21 protein-coding genes are annotated in these 20495 nt (G+C 64.3%); 17 read left to right on the forward strand and 4 right to left on the reverse strand.

The window, feature by feature from the left end; translation table 11 throughout:
* Nucleotides 1-40 precede the first annotated feature (40 nt).
* The 3 genes from secB to ACQ4W6_RS00105 all read right to left on the reverse strand — a co-directional run bounded on the left by secB (nt 41) and on the right by ACQ4W6_RS00105 (nt 1394).
* A complete protein-coding gene (secB, locus tag ACQ4W6_RS00095; RefSeq protein WP_010394167.1) occupies nt 41-514 on the reverse strand; it encodes a protein-export chaperone SecB in 474 nt (157 codons plus the stop codon).
* 171 nt (nt 515-685) lie between these two features.
* Nucleotides 686-952 (reverse strand): glutaredoxin 3, encoded by a 267-nt coding sequence (gene grxC / locus ACQ4W6_RS00100; RefSeq protein WP_422727220.1) that lies wholly within the window; start codon nt 950-952, stop codon nt 686-688.
* 25 nt (nt 953-977) lie between these two features.
* On the reverse strand, nt 978-1394 hold the full coding sequence (locus ACQ4W6_RS00105; protein WP_436565181.1) for a rhodanese-like domain-containing protein: 417 nt from the start codon (nt 1392-1394) through the stop codon (nt 978-980).
* 106 nt (nt 1395-1500) lie between these two features.
* Here ACQ4W6_RS00105 and gpmA point away from each other — a divergent pair, with 106 nt between their 5' ends.
* From gpmA to ACQ4W6_RS00190, 17 genes are all read left to right on the forward strand, one after another.
* Nucleotides 1501-2247: a 2,3-diphosphoglycerate-dependent phosphoglycerate mutase gene (gene gpmA, locus ACQ4W6_RS00110; protein ID WP_436565182.1), complete on the forward strand. Its 747-nt coding sequence runs from the start codon at nt 1501-1503 to the stop codon at nt 2245-2247.
* A gap of 77 nt (nt 2248-2324) precedes the next feature.
* Nucleotides 2325-3767: a peptidoglycan DD-metalloendopeptidase family protein gene (locus ACQ4W6_RS00115; RefSeq protein WP_436565459.1), complete on the forward strand. Its 1443-nt coding sequence runs from the start codon at nt 2325-2327 to the stop codon at nt 3765-3767.
* 47 nt (nt 3768-3814) lie between these two features.
* On the forward strand, nt 3815-5308 hold the full coding sequence (locus ACQ4W6_RS00120; RefSeq protein ID WP_436565183.1) for a S41 family peptidase: 1494 nt from the start codon (nt 3815-3817) through the stop codon (nt 5306-5308).
* Nucleotides 5309-5316: 8 nt separating this feature from the next.
* The gene (locus ACQ4W6_RS00125; protein ID WP_436565184.1) at nt 5317-6078 is read left to right on the forward strand and encodes a HesA/MoeB/ThiF family protein; all 762 of its coding nucleotides are present in this window, start codon (nt 5317-5319) and stop codon (nt 6076-6078) included.
* 93 nt (nt 6079-6171) lie between these two features.
* Complete coding sequence (gene gspG, locus ACQ4W6_RS00130) at nt 6172-6624, forward strand: type II secretion system major pseudopilin GspG (protein ID WP_436565185.1); 453 nt, start codon at nt 6172-6174, stop codon at nt 6622-6624.
* A 12-nt stretch (nt 6625-6636) separates the two neighbouring features.
* Nucleotides 6637-7131, forward strand: a complete 495-nt coding sequence (locus tag ACQ4W6_RS00135) for a GspH/FimT family pseudopilin (RefSeq protein WP_436565186.1) — start codon at nt 6637-6639, stop codon at nt 7129-7131.
* Nucleotides 7128-7511 carry a type II secretion system minor pseudopilin GspI gene (gspI, locus tag ACQ4W6_RS00140; RefSeq protein WP_436565187.1) on the forward strand — a complete coding sequence of 128 codons (384 nt, stop codon included), beginning with the start codon at nt 7128-7130 and terminating at the stop codon, nt 7509-7511. The genes ACQ4W6_RS00135 and gspI overlap by 4 nt, the downstream gene beginning before the upstream one ends.
* The gene (locus tag ACQ4W6_RS00145; RefSeq protein WP_436565188.1) at nt 7511-8134 is read left to right on the forward strand and encodes a PulJ/GspJ family protein; all 624 of its coding nucleotides are present in this window, start codon (nt 7511-7513) and stop codon (nt 8132-8134) included. Before gspI ends, ACQ4W6_RS00145 begins: the two co-directional genes overlap by 1 nt.
* Complete coding sequence (gene gspK, locus ACQ4W6_RS00150) at nt 8131-9105, forward strand: type II secretion system minor pseudopilin GspK (RefSeq protein ID WP_436565189.1); 975 nt, start codon at nt 8131-8133, stop codon at nt 9103-9105. Before ACQ4W6_RS00145 ends, gspK begins: the two co-directional genes overlap by 4 nt.
* Before the next feature lie 18 nt (nt 9106-9123).
* Nucleotides 9124-10353, forward strand: a complete 1230-nt coding sequence (gene gspL, locus ACQ4W6_RS00155; RefSeq protein WP_436565190.1) for a type II secretion system protein GspL — start codon at nt 9124-9126, stop codon at nt 10351-10353.
* A complete protein-coding gene (locus ACQ4W6_RS00160) occupies nt 10350-10883 on the forward strand; it encodes a type II secretion system protein M (RefSeq protein ID WP_436565191.1) in 534 nt (177 codons plus the stop codon). Before gspL ends, ACQ4W6_RS00160 begins: the two co-directional genes overlap by 4 nt.
* Complete coding sequence (locus tag ACQ4W6_RS00165; protein WP_436565192.1) at nt 10880-11656, forward strand: type II secretion system protein N; 777 nt, start codon at nt 10880-10882, stop codon at nt 11654-11656. Before ACQ4W6_RS00160 ends, ACQ4W6_RS00165 begins: the two co-directional genes overlap by 4 nt.
* Nucleotides 11653-13905: a type II secretion system secretin GspD gene (gspD, locus tag ACQ4W6_RS00170; RefSeq protein ID WP_436565193.1), complete on the forward strand. Its 2253-nt coding sequence runs from the start codon at nt 11653-11655 to the stop codon at nt 13903-13905. Before ACQ4W6_RS00165 ends, gspD begins: the two co-directional genes overlap by 4 nt.
* 10 nt (nt 13906-13915) lie before the next feature.
* Entirely contained in the window at nt 13916-15337 is a 1422-nt protein-coding gene (gspE, locus tag ACQ4W6_RS00175) for a type II secretion system ATPase GspE (RefSeq protein WP_436565194.1), read from the forward strand.
* Nucleotides 15338-15347: 10 nt separating this feature from the next.
* A complete protein-coding gene (gspF, locus tag ACQ4W6_RS00180; protein WP_436565195.1) occupies nt 15348-16568 on the forward strand; it encodes a type II secretion system inner membrane protein GspF in 1221 nt (406 codons plus the stop codon).
* A 19-nt stretch (nt 16569-16587) separates the two neighbouring features.
* On the forward strand, nt 16588-17142 hold the full coding sequence (locus ACQ4W6_RS00185) for a type II secretion system protein N (protein WP_436565196.1): 555 nt from the start codon (nt 16588-16590) through the stop codon (nt 17140-17142).
* Nucleotides 17143-17207: 65 nt separating this feature from the next.
* A complete protein-coding gene (locus tag ACQ4W6_RS00190; protein WP_436565197.1) occupies nt 17208-19454 on the forward strand; it encodes a patatin-like phospholipase family protein in 2247 nt (748 codons plus the stop codon).
* Here ACQ4W6_RS00190 and ACQ4W6_RS00195 read toward each other — a convergent pair.
* The gene (locus ACQ4W6_RS00195) at nt 19427-20221 is read right to left on the reverse strand and encodes a helix-turn-helix domain-containing protein (RefSeq protein WP_436565198.1); all 795 of its coding nucleotides are present in this window, start codon (nt 20219-20221) and stop codon (nt 19427-19429) included. The genes ACQ4W6_RS00190 and ACQ4W6_RS00195 overlap by 28 nt on opposite strands.
* Between the last annotated feature and the right edge of the window lie 274 nt (nt 20222-20495).

A 20495-nucleotide genomic window follows, 5' to 3' on the forward strand; every position in this document is an offset into this window, starting at 1 on the left:
TCAGGCCAGCCTTGACGGGCCGGCGGGGTCTTGCAAGAGATTAATGCGTTTCGCTAGCTGCTGGTGCAGCTGCAGCGGCGTCAGCAATAGCTTGCAGACGTTGTTGGTAGAACACTTCGAAGTTAATCTCGGCCAGGTGCACTGGCGGGAAGCCGGCACGGGTGATCACGTCGGCGATGTTGGCGCGCAGGTAAGGGTAGATGATGTTCGGGCAACCGATTCCCAGCAGCGGATCGAGTTGATCGGCAGGAATGTTGCGCGCTTCGAAGATACCAGCTTGCTTGCCTTCAACCAGGAAAGCAACTTTATCGCCGACCTTGGCGGTCACGGTGATGGTCACGGTGGCTTCAAAGATGCCGTCGGCCAGAGGCGCGGCGCCCACGTCCAGAGCAACTTCGATCGCTGGCGCTTCTTGTTCCAGGAAAATAGCTGGGGAATTTGGTTGCTCCAGCGACATGTCTTTCAGGTAGACGCGTTGGATTTGGAAGACTGGTTGCAGATTTTCGTCAGACATGGAACGCTTTCGTTGTAAAGGACAAGAACGGCACACCGTTCAAATATGGTGCTTGCAAATAGAGTCCATGCAACAAACCGCGCCGGATAGGCACGGTCTGTTCAGGTGCGAGGGCAATTGTATCAAAACAATACTACAAGAACCCAAGCAATTTCTCGAACCCGCTTTATATCAGGCTGCCGTGCCATTTAACAAGGGGTCCAGCTTGCCGGCTTGATCGAGCGCATACAAATCGTCGAAGCCGCCCACGTGGGTATCGCCCACGTAGATTTGCGGCACCGTGCGGCGGCCCGTGCGTTCCATCATCTTGATGCGCTCTTCCGGGTCGAGGTCGACGCGGATCTTTTGCACGCTCACGCCCTTGGCTTCCAACAGGCGCTCGGCGCGCACGCAATACGGGCACACGGCGGTGCTATACACAATTACGGGGACAGTCATGATGATTCCTTTCGTTAATGCCGGCTTACTTGGCCAGCGACAAGGTTTTCAATGGCAAACCTTGCTTTTTCCACTCGTCGAGACCGCCTTCCAGGCCGGTTGCTTCCGTGAAACCGGCTTTGCTCAGCAGACCGACGGCCGTTGCCGAGCGCGAACCTTTCTGGCAAACCACTACAATGGGGCGCGTTTTGAATTTTTCCAGCTCGCCCAGGCGTTTTGCCAGTTCCGGCAGCGCAATGTTCTTGGCGTCAGGCAAGTGGCCCTTGGCGAAATCTTCCGGGCTGCGCACGTCGACGATGACGGTCTTGCCACGGTTGATCAGTTGCGTGACTTCCAGCACGGTCGCGCGCTTGCCGCGCAGCGACAGCAGTGGCCAGAGGAGGGCGCCGCCGGAAATAATGACGATGGCAAACAGAAAAATGTGGTCGATAATGAATTTCACGTAGGGTCCAATGGTTTAAGTCAATCCGCGCATTATAAAATAGAAGCTGGATGAGGTCTTTTTACGTTTTGCTTTTTTGATTTGAACCCCTTGAGAAGATAGAACTATGTACAAAATCGTTTTCATGCGTCACGGCGAATCCACCTGGAATCTCGATAACCGCTTCACTGGCTGGACCGACGTCGATCTGACGGAAAAGGGCGTTAACGAAGCCAAGGCCGCCGGCCAGATCCTCAAGCAGGAAGGTTTTACGTTCGACGTGGCCTACACCTCGGTCTTGAAGCGCGCCATTCGCACCCTGTGGCTGGCGCTCGACGAGATGGATATGATGTATCTGCCCATCAAGAACGACTGGCGTTTGAACGAGCGCCACTACGGCGCCCTGCAAGGCCTGGACAAGGGCGAGACGGCTGCCAAGTATGGCGACGAGCAAGTACTGGTGTGGCGCCGCAGCTACGACACGCCGCCGCCGCCACTGGACGACAACGATGAGCGCGCCTCGTTCAACGATCCGCGCTATGCCGGCTTGCCGACAGCGTCGATTCCGCTGACCGAATGCCTGAAAGACACCGTGGCGCGCGTGATGCCGGCCTGGGACGAGGAAATCGCCCCGGCCATCCGCGCTGGCAAGAAGATCATCATTTCGGCCCACGGCAACAGCTTGCGCGCCCTGATCAAGATGCTTGACGGCATCAGCGACAGCGACATCGTGGGCCTGAACATCCCGAATGGCCAGCCGCTCGTGTATGAACTCGATGCCGACCTGAAACCGATTCGCCATTACTACCTGGGTGACCCGGCAGCGATTGCGGCAGCCCAGGCTGCCGTGGCGAACCAAGGGAAGGCCAAGTAACTTTGTTGTCTTACTTCCGCGGCACAGTGATCGCCCCCTCTGCTGAACGACCCCTGCCGGCGTGGCGCGCCGCTGCCATGCTGTGCGCAGCGCTGCTGTTGTCCAGCGGCGCGGCGCAAGGCGCCAAACCCACCGAACGCAGCAAGCAGAAGGCGGTCGCGGAAGCACAACGTGCCGGATTGCAACAAAAGCTGACGGCGCTCAAGCGCGACATCAGCCGCACGGAAAGCGCCAAGGACGACGCGGCCGATACCCTGGCCGAGTCGGAAGAGGCCATTTCCAACGCCAACCGCGCCTTGCGCGACCTGGCGCAGGAGCAAAACGAGACGGGCGTGAAGCTCGGTGCGCTGGGGCAGGAGCACCAGCAACTGACGGCCACGGTCGAGAAACAGAAGGCGCAGCTGTCAAAGTTGCTGCGCGAACAATATGTTGCCGGCAATGAAGACCGCATCAAGCTGCTCTTGTCGGGCGACAACCCGAATCGCATCAACCGCGATTTGCAATTCATGGCCTATGTGTCGCAGGCCCAGGCGCGCCTGCTCGACGCCTTGCGCGCCAACTTGCTGGCGGTGGAGAAAAACCAGGCGGACGTGCAGAACGCCAAGGATGAGCTGGAAGAAATCGCGCAGGAAGAGCGCGACCAGAAAGCCCTGCTGGTGCAGGAAAAGGCGCGCCGCGCCGCTTTGCTGACGAGCTTGTCGCAGCGCCTGGTGGCGCAGCGCAAGGAAGTGGGCAATGTCGAGCGCGATGAACAGCGCATGGGCAGCCTGGTCGACAAGCTGGCCAAGCTGATCGAAGAGCAGGCCGCCGCTGCTGCGGCGGAAAAGAAACGCCAGCAATTGCTGGCCGAGCAGCGCGCCGACGCGAAGATCGCCGCAGACAAGCGCGAACGCCTGCTGGCTGCGCGCGCCAAGGCCGCCCAGGCCCAGGCCGAGCGCGAGAAAATTGCCAAAGAGCAACAAAATAAATCGGGCAAGATCAAGCCGCAGACTCCCGTGCCGCCCGTGAAGCTTGACCCCATCGATGACGACGAGGCGCCACAGGTGGCCAAGGTGGCGCCGAAACCGGAGCCCAAGCCGGTACCGCAACCGGAACGCCCGAGCTTGGGCCCGGCCGCGCCGTCCGGCGCCTTTGCCAGCCTGAAAGGCCAGCTGCGCGCCCCCGTGGCGGGCAAGGTCGCCGCCCGTTTCGGCAGCAAGCGCGGTGACGGCCCCAGCTGGAAGGGCGTCTTCATCCGCACCGGCGAAGGCAGCGAGATTCATGCCATCGCCGCCGGCCGCGTGGTGTTTTCCGACTGGCTGCGCGGTTTCGGTAATTTGATCATCGTCGACCATGGTGGCCAGTACATGAGTATTTATGGCAATAACCAATCCTTGCTCAAACGCGTGGGCGACGCCGTCAAGGGCGGCGACGCCATCGCCAGCGCCGGCAACAGCGGCGGCAACGAGGAATCAGGGCTATACTTTGAGCTGCGTCATCAGGGCCGCGCCTTCGATCCAGCCACCTGGGTGAAGTTTTAAGTTCCCACCATTGCTGCGGCAGCGAATTTGTAGATTGCGAAGAATACATGGGCATCAAAGTCAAAAGTATCGGCCTGATCGGTCTGGGCATCGTGGCCGGTATCGGCATGTCGCTGCAGTTTCCCGCCGTGGCGCAAAAAATCACGAATGCCCCGCTGCCGCTCGACGAGCTGCGCCAGCTGGCCGACGTGTTTGGCCTGATCAAGAGCGATTATGTCGAGAAGGTGGAAGACAAGAAATTGCTGACGGAAGCCATTTCCGGCATGGTTTCCTCGCTGGACCCGCATTCCGTGTACCTGGATAAAAATGCTTTCAAGGAAATGCGCGAAAGCGTGCAGGGCAAGTTTGTCGGCATCGGCATCGAGGTGAGCATGGAAGACGGCTACGTGAAAGTCGTCTCGCCCATCGAGGACAGCCCCGCCGCCAAGGCCGGCATCCAGGCGGGCGACCTGATCACCCGCCTCGACAATATTCCGCTGAAAGGCTTGCAGCTGGAAGAAGTCATCAAGAAGATGCGCGGCCAGCCAGGTAGCAAGCTGGTGCTGACCATGTCGCGCAAGGGCGAAAGCAAGCCGCTGGTGTTTCCCATCGTGCGCGAGGAAATCCGCGTGCAGAGCGTGAAGGCCAAGATGGTCGCGCCCGGTTATGCCTGGCTGCGCATTGCCCAGTTCCAGGAACCGACCGTCGACGAGATGGTCAAAAAGATCAATGCCCTGTATGCGCAAGAGCCCAAGCTCAAGGGCCTGGTGCTGGACTTGCGCAACGATCCCGGTGGCGTGGTGCCGGGCGCCATCGGCGTGGCGACGGCATTTCTTCCGGGCAACTCCGTTATCGTTACCACCAAGGGCCAGTTGCCCGAATCGAAACAGGTGTTTTATGGCCGCCGCGAATTCTATGCGCCGCCCGGCGCGAAGGCCGATCCGCTGGCCAGGCTGCCGGCCGCGCTGAAAACCGTGCCGCTGGTGGTGCTGGTCAATGCCGGTTCGGCTTCTGCTTCGGAAATCGTCGCCGGCGCCTTGCAGGATTACCAGCGTGCCACCGTCATCGGCACGCAAACCTTCGGCAAAGGTTCCGTGCAAACCTTGCGCCAGATCACGGCCGACACGGCCGTCAAGCTGACCACGGCCCGCTACTACACGCCGAAAGGCCGCGCCATCCAGGCGCGCGGCATCATACCCGACTTGCTGGTCGATGAAACGGCCGATGGCGACGGCTGGAACAGCCTGCGCGTGCGCGAGGCGGACCTGGAAAAACACTTGAACAGCGACGACGGCAAGCCGGAAGCGGCCAAGCCGACCATGGATGGCATGCACGAACAGCTGGAAGAAGAGCAGCGCCTGATCGCCACGGTGAAAAAGCGCAAACCGCTCGAATATGGCAGCAAGGACGATTTCCAGCTGCAGCAAGCCTTGAATCATTTCCAGGGCTTGCCGGTGCAGCTGGCCAAGGCCGACGCCAAGGCGGAGAAGATCAGCGCCAAGCCCGAGATCGTCTCCGACATCAAGGCCGATGATAAAAAGATTCCCGTACAGAAACCGTAGTCGCCGCCATGCATGACGCCCAGTTGCTGCGCTATTCGCGCCACATCCTGCTCGACGAGATCGGCATCGAAGGACAGCAAGCCTTGTTGGACGCGCATGTGCTGGTGATCGGCGCGGGCGGGCTCGGTTCGCCGGCCGCCATGTACCTGGCCGCCAGTGGCGTGGGCAAGCTGACCCTGGTCGATGACGATACGGTCGATTTGACCAATCTGCAGCGCCAGATCGCCCACACCACACAGCGCGTGGGCCAGCCGAAAGTGCTGTCGGCGCGCGAAACCTTGCTCGGCATCAATCCTGACATTGAAATCATTGCCTTGCAGGAGCGCGTCGACGCTGCGCGCCTGGCCGAACTGGTCTTGTCGGCCACGGTGGTGCTCGACTGCACGGATAACTTCGCCACGCGCCACACCGTCAACCGCGCCTGCGTGGCTGGCAAGGTGCCGCTGGTGTCGGGCGCCGTGATCCGCTTCGATGGGCAAGTGAGCGTCTTCGACCCGCGCACGGGCACGCAGCCGTGCTACTCCTGCCTGTTTCCGCAAGACCAGCAATTCACGGACGAGGCATGCGCGACCATGGGCGTGTTTGCGCCGCTGGTGGGCGTGGTGGGCGCCATGCAGGCGGCCGAGGCGCTGAAACTGGTGATGGGCGTGGGGCAATCGCTGGCCGGACGCCTGCTGCTGCTCGACGGCTTGCACATGGAATGGAGCAGCATGCAGGTTGCGCGCGACCCTGGCTGCGCCGTCTGCGGTGAAGTGCACTTGTCGCTCTGAAAACGCGCGCAGAAATTTTTCCCCATATGACAGGCATTGTCATATTTCCCCTTTATACTCTGTACTCATTACTCACCTTCTTCTCTCTTTCTTATGCCAAACGCAGCAAACCATCCGACACGCCAGCGCCGCGCGCGTGGCTTCACTTTGATCGAAATCATGGTCGTGGTGGTGATCATGGGCATCCTCGCCTCGCTGGTCGTGCCCAAGCTGATCGCCCGCACGGGCGAGTCGAAAGTGGCGGCGGCGAAAGTCGACATCGCCACCGTGATGCAGGCGCTGAAACTGTACCGCCTGGACAACCAGCGCTACCCCACCACCGAGCAGGGCTTGCAGGCGCTGATCGAAAAACCCACCGCCGGCCCGGCCGCGAACGGTTGGAAAGCGGGCGGCTACCTGGAAAAGATGCCGAAAGATCCATGGGGCAGCCCGTACCAATACCTGTCGCCGGGCGTGAAGGGCGAAGTTGACATCATTTCGCTGGGCGCCGATGGCCAGCCCGGCGGTAGCGGCGACGACGCCGATATCGGCTCGTGGGAACTGTAAGTTTTCCATTGCATGCCTGCCATGACCACCGGCCGCGCAGTTCACCGGCAACGCGCCAGCGGCTTCACGCTGATCGAACTGCTGGTGGTGATGGTCATTATTGGCGTCACCCTGGGCCTGGTATCGCTGAACGCCATGCCGAATGGCCAGCAAGCCTTGCAAAAGGAAGCCGAGCGCATCGCCCTGCTGTTGCAACTGGCGCGCGATGAAGCCATCGTGCGCAGCCGGCAAGTGGCGTTCGAGGCGGATGAAAATCAATACCGTTTCCTGGTGCTCAATGAGAAGCTGTGGCAACCCGTGACGCAGGACGATTTGCTGCGCGAGCGCGCGTTTGCCAATACGCCGATGCTGCTCAGCGTGCAGCCCGCGAACAGCGTGGCCCAGCCGCTGCGTATCATTTTCGGCCGCGAACCGGTCGACAAGCCTTTCGTGCTGACCCTGGCCAGCGGCGAGCGCAGCGTGGCCATCCGCGCCGACGGCATCGGCCACTTTACGGTCGAGCAATGATGCTTTTCTCCCGCCAACACCGCCAGCGCGGTTTTACTTTGCTCGAAGTGCTGGTGGCCCTGGTCATCGTCGGCACGGCCCTGGGCGCCTCTTTGCGCGCCGTGGGCAGTTTGACGCAGAACAGCGACGGCTTGCGCAGCGCCATGATGGCCACCTGGTCGGCGGAAAACCATTTGGTGCGCCTGCGCCTGGCAAAAACCTTCCCGCAGACGGGCAAGCGCACGGTCGACTGTCCGCAAGGCGATTTGAAACTCATTTGCGAGGAAGAAGTGGTGGCCACGCCGAATCCCCGTATCCGCCAGGTGCGCGTGAATGTGTACGATGCGCAGTATCCAGCCCGGCGCATCGTGCGCCTGGTATTGCTGGCGTTCAACGACTGATGGCGCGCCGCCCTCTTCCTGCTGGCGGTTTCACCCTGATCGAGCTGCTCGTGGCGATCGGCATCCTGGCCATGGTTGCCCTGCTGGGCTGGCGTGGCCTGGACAGCATCGTGCGTTCGCGCGAAGTGCTCACGCACCAGCTGGAGCAGGCGCGCGGCATGCAGCTGGCCTTTGCGCAGATGCAAAGCGATTGCGACCACCTGGCCGGCGCCGGCCTGAACAACAATCTGCTGAATGGCCGCATCAACCTGACGGCTGAGAATGACCGCCTGAGCCTGGTGCGCCTGGCCGCCTCGGAACAGGAGCCGCAACAGTTGCAAGTGGTCACTTACCGCCTGCGCGGCGGCGTGCTGATGCGGCGCGAGTCGAACGGCACGCGCGACCTGGCCGTGCTCGACACCCTGTGGCAGGCGGCGCGCGACGATACCGATACCAGCAGCGCCGACGTGGCCCTGATGCATGGCGTCGACAGCATGGTCATGCGCGGCTGGAGCAACGGCGCCTGGAACGTGCTGACGGCCGGCGCCACCATCTCGACGCAGGTGCCGGGCCTGGAAGTGACCTTGCAGATGCCGGGCCAGGACGCGGGCCTGTCCAAAGTCTTTTTGCTGGGGCCGGGATGAAGCGCATCAAGTTCCCCGCGCGCCAGCGCGGCGTGGCCGTCATCACGGCTTTGCTGCTGACGGCGCTGGCCATCACCGTCGTTGCGAGCCTGTTCTGGCAGCAGCAGGTGCAGGTGCGCTCGATGGAAAACCAGCGCCTGCGCCTGCAGACGCAGTGGGCCATGCGCGGCATGGTCGACTTCGCCCGCTTCTGGTTGCGCCAGGACAATACCAGCCTGACGGCGCTTGACGGCGTGTGGGCCACGCCCATCGAGGAAGCGCGGCTCGACGATTATGTCGACCGGGAAAAGGTCGATACGGAAAAATTCGACGCCACCGTCTCGGGCCGTGCGCTCGACGCGCAGGCGCGCTTCAATATTACCAACCTGGTGGCCGCCACGGGCGGCATCAATCCGAAGCAGGTGCTGGCTTACCAACGTTTATTGTCCAATATGCAACTCGATAGCGGCCTGGCGCAAGCCACGGCCGACGCCGTGCTGCGCGCCAGGCCGAAACTGCGCGCCGCCAGCAGCGACAGCGCCAGCGATGGCAAGACGGCCAGCCCGGCGGCGGGCGGTAGCAGCGAACCGGTGGCGTTCACGCAGATCGATGACTTGCTGGCCGTGCCCGGCTATACGCCGCAGATGATCGAGCAGCTGCGCGATGTCGTCATCGTCTTGCCGGAGATCACGGCGATCAACGTGAATACGGCCCCGGCCGAGGTGCTGGCGGCTGTGACGATGATGTCGCTGTCCGAGGCCAGCGCCCTGACCTTGAGCAATCCGCGTAAAAAGTTTGTTGATAAAGCAAATTTCCAGAATAATATTAATGCCGAGCTGATCGAAGGCGTGGAACTCGATGTGAAGAGCCGCTACTTCCTCACCGTCATCCGCGTGCGGCTGGACCGCGCCGCCCTCGATGCCGTGGCGCTCATCTATCGACAACCAGACCGCGAGCGGGCAACCCGTTTGGTCTGGTTGCGGGAAAACTAACGCTGAAAGCGAGTCACTTTGACAATACTGTATATCCGGCACCCGGCCAAGGCATCCACCGACAGCGCGCCCGCCTGCTCCTATGTGCTCGCCGGCGACGGCGGTGCCTTGCTGCAGCAGGGCAATGCCCCGCTGGGCAGCCTGGGCCAGTTGATCGCCGGCGCGAAGCAGGTGGTGCTGCTGCTGGCGGCGGCCGACGTCACCCTGCTGCGCCTGAAAACCCCGCCGCTGGCCGGCGCCCGTTTGCGCGCGGCCTTGCCGGGCCTGGTGGAAGAGTACATTCTTGGCGACGCGCAGGACTGCCTGCTGGCCGCCGGCGCGTCGGACGCTGCCGGCATGCGCACGGTGGCCGTGGCGCAGCGCGCCTGGGCCGAGGTGCTGGTGAAAGCTTTGCTGGCGCAGGGCGCGCGCAAGGTAGCGCTGCTGCCGTCGCAGCTATGCCTGCCGTTGCAGCCGGGCAGCGTGACGGCCGCCCTGCAAGCGGCCGGTGATAGCCTGGAGCTGGCCTTGCGCCAGGCGCCGCAAGAGGGCATGGGCCTGGTGCTGCCTTTGCTACCGCAGCAGGCGCTGCTGACGACGCGCGCCTTTGCCGGCGACGTGCCCTTGACGGTGTACGTGGCGCAGGCCGAGCTTGCGCAATATCAACAACTGGCCGCCAGCATGGACGGCGTGACGGTGGAGCAGGATCATTGGGCGCACTGGATCGCCGGTGCCCGCAGCGCGCCGCTGGACCTGGCGGGCGGGCTGGACACGGCGACGGGATCGGCGGCCGAGTGGCGGCGCTGGCGCTGGCCACTGCGCCTGGCGCTGCTGACGGTGATCGTCAACCTGGCTGGCATGAATATCGAATGGATGCGCTTGAAACGCGAAGCGGCCACCGTGCGCACCTCGATGCAGCAAACCTTCAAGGCGGCGTATCCCAACGAGGCGCCCGTGTATGGCCTGGAAGCGGAGCAGATGCGGCGCAATATCGCTGCGGCCCGCCTGCAGGGCGGCCAGGCAAGCATGGATGACTTCACCAGCATGAGCGCGGCGCTGGGCGAGGCGCTGGGCGGCCTGGCCGGGCGCGGCGTGGTGGCGTCGCTGGAATACCGCGAACGCAGCCTGATCGTCAAGCTCAAGCCGGACATGGTCGACGCCAGCGCCCAGGCGCAGGTGCGCGACGGTTTGGCCGCGCGCAAGCTGGCCCTGAATGAAACGGCGCCGGGCGTGTGGAAAATCACGCCTGCCACGGGAGCAAAAGCATGAGTACAGCATTGAACAAGGCGCGCGCCGCGCTGATAGGGCAGCAACAGGCTGTGCAGGCGTTCTGGGGAGCGCGCACGCCGCAGGAGCGCAAGCTGCTGGCCATCGGCGGCCTGGTGGCGGGCCTGGCGCTGGGGTATGCGGTATTTTTCGAGCCGGCATGGACGGGACGCATCGCCCTGCAAAAGAGCTTGCCCGAGCTGCGCCAGAACGCGGCCCAGCTGCAGGCGCTGGCGCGCGAAGCGGGTGAACTGGCGCGCCAGGCGCCCGTACAGGTCGCTGCCATGAACCGCGCCAGCCTGGAAGCGTCGTTGAAAGCACGCGGCCTGGCGCCGCAATCGCTGTCGCTGACGGGAGAGTATGCGCGCGTGCAGCTGAACGGCGTGCCGTTTGCCAGCGTCATGCTGTGGCTGGACGGCCTGCGCCGCGAAGGCCGCATCGCGGTGCAGGAAGCGGCCATCACGGCGCAGGACAAGGCGGGACAGGTGAACGCCACCCTGAGCCTGCACCAGAGTCCGGGCGCGGCCCGATGATGCGCTTGCTGGGATGGCTGCTGGCAATCCTTGTCAGCGTGTGCCTGACCCTGCTGGTATTTTTCCCGGCCGGCTGGATGGCGGGCAGCGTGGAAAAGCAGACGGGCGGGCGTTTGACCTTGGGCGACGCGCAAGGTACCCTGTGGCGCGGCTCGGCCTTTATCGGCGGGGCGGCCAGCGCGAATGGTGCCGTGACGCCCTTGCTGCCGGGGCGCTTCAGCTGGCGTATTTCGCCTTCCGTGCTGTGGGGCTCGGTGGACGTGGAACTGCAAAACCCGCTGGCGCTGTCGCAAGCGGTGAACTTGCGCGGTTCCTGGTCGCACTGGCAGGTCAGCCCGGCAGCCTTGCTGCTGCCGGCCGATGGCCTGGGTGGCCTGGGCGCACCCTTGAATACCGTGGCGCCGACGGGCAGCATGCGTCTGTCGTGGAGTACCCTGGAGCTGGCGTTGGAAAAGCAGCAGTTTTCCGCCATCGGGCGCACCACCTTGCAAATGACGGACATGGCCTCGCGCCTGTCTTCCCTGCGTCCGCTGGGCAGTTATGAACTCGATTTCGATTGGCAGGGGCAGCAGGCCACGTTGACCTTGCGCTCCATCAAAGGACCGTTGCTGCTCGATGGCAGCGGCAGCCTGCATCAGGGGCGCATGCAGTTTTCCGGCCAGGCCCAGGCCGCAGCAGGATATGAAGAGACCTTGGCGAGTTTGTTGAATTTGCTGGGACAGCGCCGTAGCAATAGCGAAAAAAACATCATCGCCTTAGAGTTTAGACAATGAAAAAACCATCCGTGAGCCAAAATACCTCCTCCTTTTCGCTGCGCCGCCTGTCGGCCGCCGCCTTGCTGTGCTGTGCCGTGGCCGGCATGCCGGCGCCCGTCTGGGCCGCACCCGGCGACGAAGCGGCGCTCAATTTCGTCGGCGCCGACATCGAGTCGGTGATCAAGGCGGTGGGCCATTACACCAACATCAATTTCGTCATCGACCCGCGCGTCAAGGGCACGATTACGCTGGTGTCGGAAAAATCGATCAGCAAGACCCAGGCGTTCGCGCTGCTGGCATCGGCCTTGCGCTTGCAGGGCTACGCGGTGGTCTCCGGCGACGGTTACGCCAAGGTGGTGCCGGAAGCGGACGCCAAGCTGCAGTCCGTGCCGACCCAGGTGGGCAACGGCGCCAGCCAGGTGAAGGGCGACCAGATCGCCACCCAGGTGTTTTACCTGAATTACGAATCGTCGGCCAACCTGGTGGCCGTGCTGCGCCCCCTGATTTCGCCGAATAACACGATCAACGCCAACCCGGGCAACAACTCGCTGGTGATCACCGATTACGCGGATAACCTCAAGCGCCTGGCGAAGATTATCGCCGCGCTCGACGTGCCCGCCTCGACGGACCTCGACGTGATCCCCGTGCGCTACGCGATCGCCTCCGACCTGGCCTCGATGGTCAACAAGCTGATGGAAGGCGGCAGCGCCGGTGCCGGCGCCGCAGCAGATGGCGGCAAGGTCTCCGTGCTGGCCGACCCGCGCACCAATTCGCTGGTGCTGCGCGCGCCGTCGGCAGCGCGCGCCAACCTGGCCAAGTCGCTGATCTCGAAGCTGGACCAGCCCACCAACCAGCTGGGCAATGTGCACGTGGTGTACCTGAAGAACGCCGACGCCACCAAGCTGGCGCAGACCCTGCGCTCGGTGGTGACGTCCGACGGCACTGCCGCCACGGCGCAGCAGGGCAACACCAGCAGCGTCAATACGAACAACCAGAATAGCCAGAACAGCAGCAGCGGCATGAATAGCACGGGGCTGGGCGGCAGTTCGCAAAGCGGCACCACGGGCGGCGCTTCGCTGAGCAACGGGCCGCAGCAGCTGTCGTCGGGCGGCGCGGCCGGCTTCATCCAGGCCGACGTTTCGACGAATACCCTGATCCTCACTTGCAACGAAGCCGTCTACCGCAACCTGCGCGCCGTGATCGACCAGCTTGACGTGCGCCGCGCCCAGGTCTACATCGAGGCGCTGATCGTCGAAGTGACGTCGTCCAAGGCATCCGAATTCGGCGTGCAGTGGCTGGGCCTGTCCGGCGACAGCAGCAGCAGCTACCGCGTGGGCGCACTGCAGTCGTTCGCCACGGGCACCACCAACAATATCGCCGCCCTCGCCACCGGCAATGGCGCGGTCTTGCCGACGGGCGGCCTGACGCTGGGCATCTTCAAACAGATCAACGGCGCCCTGGGCCTGGGCGCCCTGGCGCACGCGCTGGAATCGGACGGCAACGCGAATATCCTGTCGACGCCGAACCTGATCACCCTGGACAACGAGCTGGCGTCCATCAAGGTGGGCCAGAACGTGCCTATCCTGACGGGCCAGTACACCAGCACGGCCGGCACCAACACCAACCCGTTCCAGACCATCGACCGCAAGGAAGTGGGCCTGACCCTGAAGGTGCGTCCGCAGATTTCCGAGGGCGGCACCATCAAGCTGGCCATCTATCACGAGACGTCGAGCGTGGATAAATCCACGTCGACGGCCGTCAGCGGCATCACCATCAACAACCGCGTGATCGAAAACAATGTGCTGGCCGACGATGGGCAGATCATTGTGCTGGGCGGCCTGATCGAGGACAGCACGGGCGACAACGCGGAAAAAGTGCGCGGCCTGGGCGACATCCCCCTGATTGGCAACCTGTTCAAGTACCAGACGCGCGAGCGCAAGAAGACCAATCTGATGATCTTCCTGCGCCCTGTCATCGTGCGCAACAAGGAGCAGAGCGGCAGCCTGGCGGCCGACCGCTACGATTACATGCGCTCGGCCGAAACGGCTGCCGTGCCGGCCACGGGGAACGTGATGCTGAAAGACCTGGGCACCCCTGTGCTGCCAGCCCTGCAAGATGGCCAGCCGGTGGGCGGCAACATGGTGACGCGCCCGGTGCCGCCGGCGCCGACGCCGCCGCCAGGCGCGCCGGCCAACGCGGCCACGCCGCCGCAGTCGATACTGCAGCAATACCAGCAGCAGCAACAGCCGCAACCGCAGCAGAAGTGAGCAGCCAGTCATGAGTAATTTACTTCCCTACGCCTACGCGCGCGATTTCGCCCTGCTGGCCCGGCCCGGCGCGCAGGACGGCGCCCCGGTCGAGGTGCTGGTGGCGGCATCGACCGCGCCGGCGGCGATTGCCGAAGTGTCGCGCCGTTTCGGCCAGATCCAGTTGACGGTACTGCCGCGCGGCGAGCTCGATGCTGCCATTGCCAGCGCCTACGCGGGCGGCGGCGGCGACGCCTCGCAGATGGCCGATGAATTCGACGCCGACCTGGACTTGACCAAGCTGCTGCAGGACGTGCCGGCCATCGAGGATTTGCTCGAATCGTCGGACGACGCGCCCGTGATCCGCATGATCAACGCGCTGCTCACGCAGGCGCTGCGCGAAGGCGCGTCCGATATCCATATCGAGCCGTTCGAACAGACTTCCGTCGTGCGCTTTCGCATCGACGGCAGCCTGCGCGACGTGGTGCGTCCCCGCAAAGCCATCCACGGTTCGCTCATTTCGCGTATCAAGATCATGGCGCAGCTCGACATCGCTGAAAAGCGCTTGCCGCAGGACGGCCGCATTACCCTGCGCGTGGGAGGCAAACCCGTCGACGTGCGCGTATCGACCCTGCCGACCGGGCATGGCGAACGCGCCGTGCTGCGTTTGCTGGACAAGGAAGCAGGCCGCCTGGACTTGCAGCACCTGGGCATGAGCGCGCCCATGTTGAAACAGTTCGATGGCCTGATCACGCAGCCGCACGGCATCGTGCTGGTCACGGGGCCCACCGGCTCGGGCAAGACCACCACCCTGTACGCGGCGCTGTCGATGCTCAACGCGACGACGACGAATATCCTGACGGTGGAAGACCCGATCGAGTACGACCTGGCCGGCGTGGGCCAGACGCAGGTCAACCCGCGCATCGACATGACATTTGCCAAGGCGCTGCGGGCGATTTTGCGGCAAGATCCCGATGTGATCATGATCGGCGAAATCCGCGATCTGGAAACGGCGCAGATTGCCGTGCAGGCGTCGCTGACGGGCCATCTGGTGCTGGCGACCCTGCATACGAATGACGCTTCGGCGGCCGTGACGCGCTTGCTCGACATGGGCATCGAACCGTTCCTGCTGTCGTCGTCGCTGCTGGGCGTGCTGGCGCAGCGCCTGGTGCGCAAATTGTGCGGTTCCTGTAAAACCTTCGATGGCCAGTACTGGCAGGCGGTGGGCTGCGAGCATTGCGGCCAGACCGGCTATCAGGGGCGCGTCGGCGTGTATGAACTGCTGCGCACGACGCAGCAGATCCGCGCGCAGATCCACAACCGCGCCTCGGAGGCGGAAGTGCGCGCCGTCGCCCTACAGGACGGCATGCTGAGCATGCGCGACGACGGCGAACGCTGGCTGCGCGACGGCACCACCACGCAGGCTGAATTGCTGCGCGTGACCAAAGACTAGGCCCTCCACCATGCCCGCATTCCGTTATGAAGCCGTCGACGCGCAAGGCGCCACCCGCAAGGGCGTGCTCAATGCCGACAGTCCCCGTTCCGCGCGCGCCGAGCTGCGCGTGCAAGGCCTGGTGCCGTTGGCCGTCGAGCAGATCGCCGCGCAGGTGGACGCCGCCGGCGTGACCCGCCGGCGCGGCTTCGGCGAGCGCCTGTCGAGCACCGAGCTGGCCTTGTTTACGCGCCAGCTGGCCAGTTTGCTGGAAGCTGGCCTGCCGCTGGAACAGGCCTTCTCCGCCTTGCTCGAACAGGCCGAGCGGCCGTATCTGCGCGACCTGATCGCCTCGATCCGTTCGGAAGTCATCGGCGGCGCCGCATTTTCCGACGTGCTGTCGCGCCACCCGCGCGACTTTGCCGAGATCTACCGCGCTTTGGTGGCCTCGGGTGAGCAGATCGGCCATTTGTCGCGCGTGCTGTCGCGCCTGGCCGACTACATCGAGCGGCGCAATGCGCTGGTGCAGAAGGTCAAGCTGGCGTTCACCTACCCTGCCATCGTCACGGTGGTGGCGTTTTCCATCGTGATCTTCCTGCTCACCTACGTGGTGCCGCAGATCGTCTCTGTTTTTGCCAATACCAAGCAAAAGCTGCCCATGCTGACGGTGATCATGCTGGCGCTGTCGGACTTCGTGCGCCATTACGGCATCGTCGTCGCCCTTGCCCTGATCGGCGCCTGGTTCGCCTGGCGCCGCGCGCTGCAGCAGCCGGCACTGAAGCGGCGCTGGCATACCTGGCTGCTGACGGCGCCCCTGTATGGCAAGTTCGAGCGCAGCCTGAATACGGCGCGTTTCGCCAGCACCCTGGCCATCACCACCGGCTCCGGCGTGCCGATTTTGCGCGCGCTCGACACCAGCCGCGACACCCTCACCAACGTGGCGATGCAGGAACTGGTGGCTGATGCCAGCGGCGCCGTGCGCGAGGGCGTCAGCCTGGCGCGCGCGCTGTCGGCGCAAAAGCATTTTCCGCCCATGCTGATCCACATGATACGTGCCGGCGAAATCACGGGCGAGCTGCCGGCCATGCTGGAGCGCGCCGCCAGCGCCCAGGAGCAGGACCTGGAACGCCGCACCCTGACCATTGCAGGCCTGCTGGAGCCGGCCCTGATCCTGGCCATGGGCGTGGTGGTGCTGCTGATCGTGCTGGCCGTATTGATGCCGATTATCGAGATTAATCAATTGGTGCGTTAAGAGAAATATCAAGGAAGCCATGAAGCGTTTGCCCCAATTTACAAGTTTGCTCGCCGTCGTGGCGCTGTCCGTATCGTTGGCCTATTGGGCCATGCAGCTGTTCAAGGCACCGCAACGCCCCATCAACCCGCCCCCCGTGCCGGTGGTGCAGGACGCCAGCGTGGAGGCGGGCGCCTCGCTGTTCGGCGGCCAGGTCAGCGTGGCCACGGCCAGCAACTACCAGCTCAAGGGCGTGGTGGCGGCCAGCAATGGCCGCGGCAGCGTGGCCATCATCTCCACCGACGGCAAGCCTTCCGTGGCCTTGCCGGAAGGCGCCGAAGTGGCGCCCGGCGTGACGGTGCAGGAAGTGCATGCGCGCCATGTGCTGCTGTTGGACGGCGGTGTGAGCAAGCGCATCGACCTCGTGGCTGACGACAAGGCGCAGGCCTTGCCGGCGGTGATTCCGGCTGCCGTTCCCGCGCCCGCACCGGCGACGAACCTGGTGCCGCCGCCGATGCCGATGGAAGCGCAGCGTCCACCGGTGCAGATGCCGGCGGCGCCCCAGGTGACGCCCGTCCCGGCGCCGCAGAGTTGATTCAGTAATACTTTCGCATCAGTCTATGCCGATGGCGCCGTGCCGCCATCGCAACAGGAGTCTTCATGTTCTCGATCCGTGCCGTCCTGGCAGCAGGCTGCGTGGCGGCGCTGTGCGCCTTGCCGCAAGCCCGCGCCGCCGCCGATGTTGCCGCCGCCACCGCCCAAGTATCGCCTGCGCCGCCACCGGCGCGCCCGCGCATCGCCCTGGTACTGTCGGGCGGCGGCGCGCGCGGCCTGGCGCATATCGGCGTGTTGAAAGTGCTGCAGGAACTGCATGTGCCGGTCGACATGGTGGTGGGCACCAGCATGGGCGGCGTGGTGGGCGGCGCGTATGCGGCTGGCGCTTCCGTGGCGGAGCTGGAAAAGATGGCGCGCGAAACCAATTGGGCGCGCGTGGTGGCCGACCGTCCGCCGCGCGACGAACTGATGTTTCGCCGCCGCGAGGAAGATTTATTGCTGCCCTCGCGCATCGAATTTGGCCTCAGCCGCAACGGCATTTCCACGCCGCCGGCCGCCGCCAGCAATGCGGCGCTGGAGATGGCGCTGAACCGTTTATTGCCGGCAGGCATGCGCGATCGCCCGGCCAGCCAGTTGCCGTTGCCGTTTCGCTCGGTGGCGTCGGACCTGGTCAGCGGCGAATTGGTGGAACTGGTCGACACGCCGCTGTTCCTGTCGATGCGCGCTTCGCTGGCCGTGCCGGGCGTGTTTTCTCCCGTGCGCGTGAATAACCGCCTGGTGGTCGATGGGGGCTTGGTGCGCAACCTGCCCGTCGACATGGCGCGCGCCATGGGCGCCGATATCGTCATCGCCGTCAACGTGGGCACGCCGCTGGCGCGGGAAAAAGACCTGGGCAGCGCCATCGGCGTGGCGCAGCAGATGCTGCAGATCCTCACGGAACAGAACGTGCAGCGTTCGCTCAAGGAATTGCGCCCGCAAGATATCCTGGTGGCGCCGGACCTGACCGGCGTGAGCTTTCTCGACTTTGAAAATTATGCGCGCGCCATGCGTGCTGGCGAACAGGCGGCGCAGGCGCTGGCTGCCCGCCTGGCGCCGCTGGCCCTGCCGCCGGAGCAGTATGCGGCGCGCGAGCAGCTGCGCCTGGCCGCGCCTGCGCTGCTGGATGTGGCCTTGCCGCTGACGCGCCTGGCCATGGAAAGCGAGGGTGATATCAACCCGCGCATCTTGCAAGCCCAATCGGGGCTGGTCGAGGGCCAGTTAGTCACCCAGGAAGATGTGCTCAAGGCGGCCGGCAAGCTGTATGGACGCGGCGACGTGGCGCGCGTGGAGAGCGAAGTGGTCGACGCGGGCGAGCAGCGCACGGTGACCATCAAGGCGGTCGAAGCGCCATGGGCCAGCAACCGCCTGCGCGTGGGCCTGGAACTGGCCAGCGATTTCAAGGACAGCAATAACTTTGCCCTCAAGCTGCTGCATGTGCGTTCGAACCTGAACAGCTGGGGCGGCGAGTTGCGCAGCACGGCGCAGATTGGCAACGCACGCGGCTTCGGCGTGCAGTTCTGGCAGCCGCTGGGCGCCGGCAACCCGTGGTATATCGCGCCACAGCTGCAATACAGCTCGTCGGCGATGGATTTGTTCGACCAGGGCCGGCGCAGCGCGCGCCTGGCGTATAACGGCCAGGTGGGGGCAGTGGTACTGGGACGCGAGTTCGGTAGCTGGGGCGATCTGCAGTTTGGTGTCACGCGCACCGAGATCAAGGGCAAGCTGGCGATACCGGCCGATCCCACGCAGCCGGAGTCGCGTTCGCTGGGCACCACCCATTTCGTGCAATTTCGCGCCGATACGCTCGATTCGCCCGGTTTTCCCACGCGCGGCGTGCTGTTCGACGCCACCTGGACGCGCGCATCGACCACCGGCTCGGGCGAAGCGGCGCTGGGCCGCTCCTCGCTGACGGCGCTGAAGGCGTTCGGTTACGGTAACTGGGCCGGCCATGTATATGGCGAATGGGCACGCGCGCAGCGCGGCGAGGCGCCGCTCAACCTGGGTGGCTTCCTGCGCCTGTCCGGCACGGAATTTGAATCGGTGAGCGGGCGCAGCATCGCCCTGGCGCGCCTGGTGATGGCGCGCCGCATCGGTTCCCTGCCCAGCACCCTGGGCGGCGCCGTGCGGGCCGGCTTTTCGCTGGAAATGGGCGGCGGCTTCGATCAGAGCGAGCGCTGGAAGGCCAGCAAGTTCACGCAGGCGAGCAGTGCCTTCATTTCGGTCGACACCCGTTTCGGCCCCGTGTACGTGGCCTCAGGCGCGTCCAAGGGCGGCGAGAGCACGTTCTATCTGTTCCTGGGTCCCGTCTGGTAACTGGCGGCCGGCGTGGCGGGGAGGGCTGCCGCCGCGCTGCGGCGCAGCGCCGTGAAGGCGGCAAACTCCCAGGAGCGGAAACCCAGCAGCAGGGTAAAGCCATCGCGCTCCTGTGACGCCAGGCGCCGGTCGTTCTGGTGCAGCCGCGCCAGCTCCTCGGCCAGGGAGCGGATTTTCTGCACCAGCTCCTGCGCGCTCGATAGCGACAGGCGCGCGGGGATGCACATCAAGGTTTCGCCGGCGCCGTCAAAATGCCCGCTGAAATAGTCGGCCACCACGTGCTCGCGGAAGTACTGCTGCACGGGGCCGTCGGCCAGCCAGTGGAAGGCGTTCGAGACGCGCAGGCTGTAGCGGTTCAGCGGTTTGAGTTCGATCAAGCCCAGGCGGTCCAGCTCGGCCAGGCAGACTATGCACTCGGCCTGCGTCAGCGCATACGTTTCCACCACCTGCTCCAGGCTCCAGTGTCCCAGGCAGCAGATCGCCACCAGCAGCAATCGCGGGTGCGCCACCAGGGATTTTTCCTGTATCAGGGTGAGCGTGTCGGCGTGCGGCGTGATGTCGGCCGCGCCGCGCAGCACGTCTTCCATGGCAATGCCGGAGGCCTTGCAGATCAGGGCCAGGCGCGACAGCGACATGTCGTGCTGGCCAAACATGCGCTTGACGCTCGACTCGCTCATGGCGATGCGTTCAGCCAGTACCTTATAGGTGATGCCGACGGCGCGCAATTGGGTGCGAAGCACGCGCAAGAGCAGTTCAGGTGAACTCACGAGGTATCCTTTTTTACAAGTTTAGTAGTGGATTACGCTACCTAATGTAGCCGGGAATGGCACTTTGCACAAGGTAATAGTACTTTGTGGAAAAAGCGATGACACTGGCGCACAGCCATGCAAAGCGCGCCTGCGAGGCGGCGGTACTGGCTCAGATGAATTCGCCGGGTGCGTCGTGCTGCGATTCAGGCAGACGCGCTGGCAGATGGTGGCCTGATGGCGGACGCCCCTGGGGGTGTCCGCGGGCGGCCTGCGATGGCCATGTTGCATGGCC

Origin of the sequence: Janthinobacterium woesei, from assembly GCF_051380875.1 — a bacterium.
Taxonomy (GTDB): domain Bacteria; phylum Pseudomonadota; class Gammaproteobacteria; order Burkholderiales; family Burkholderiaceae_D; genus Janthinobacterium.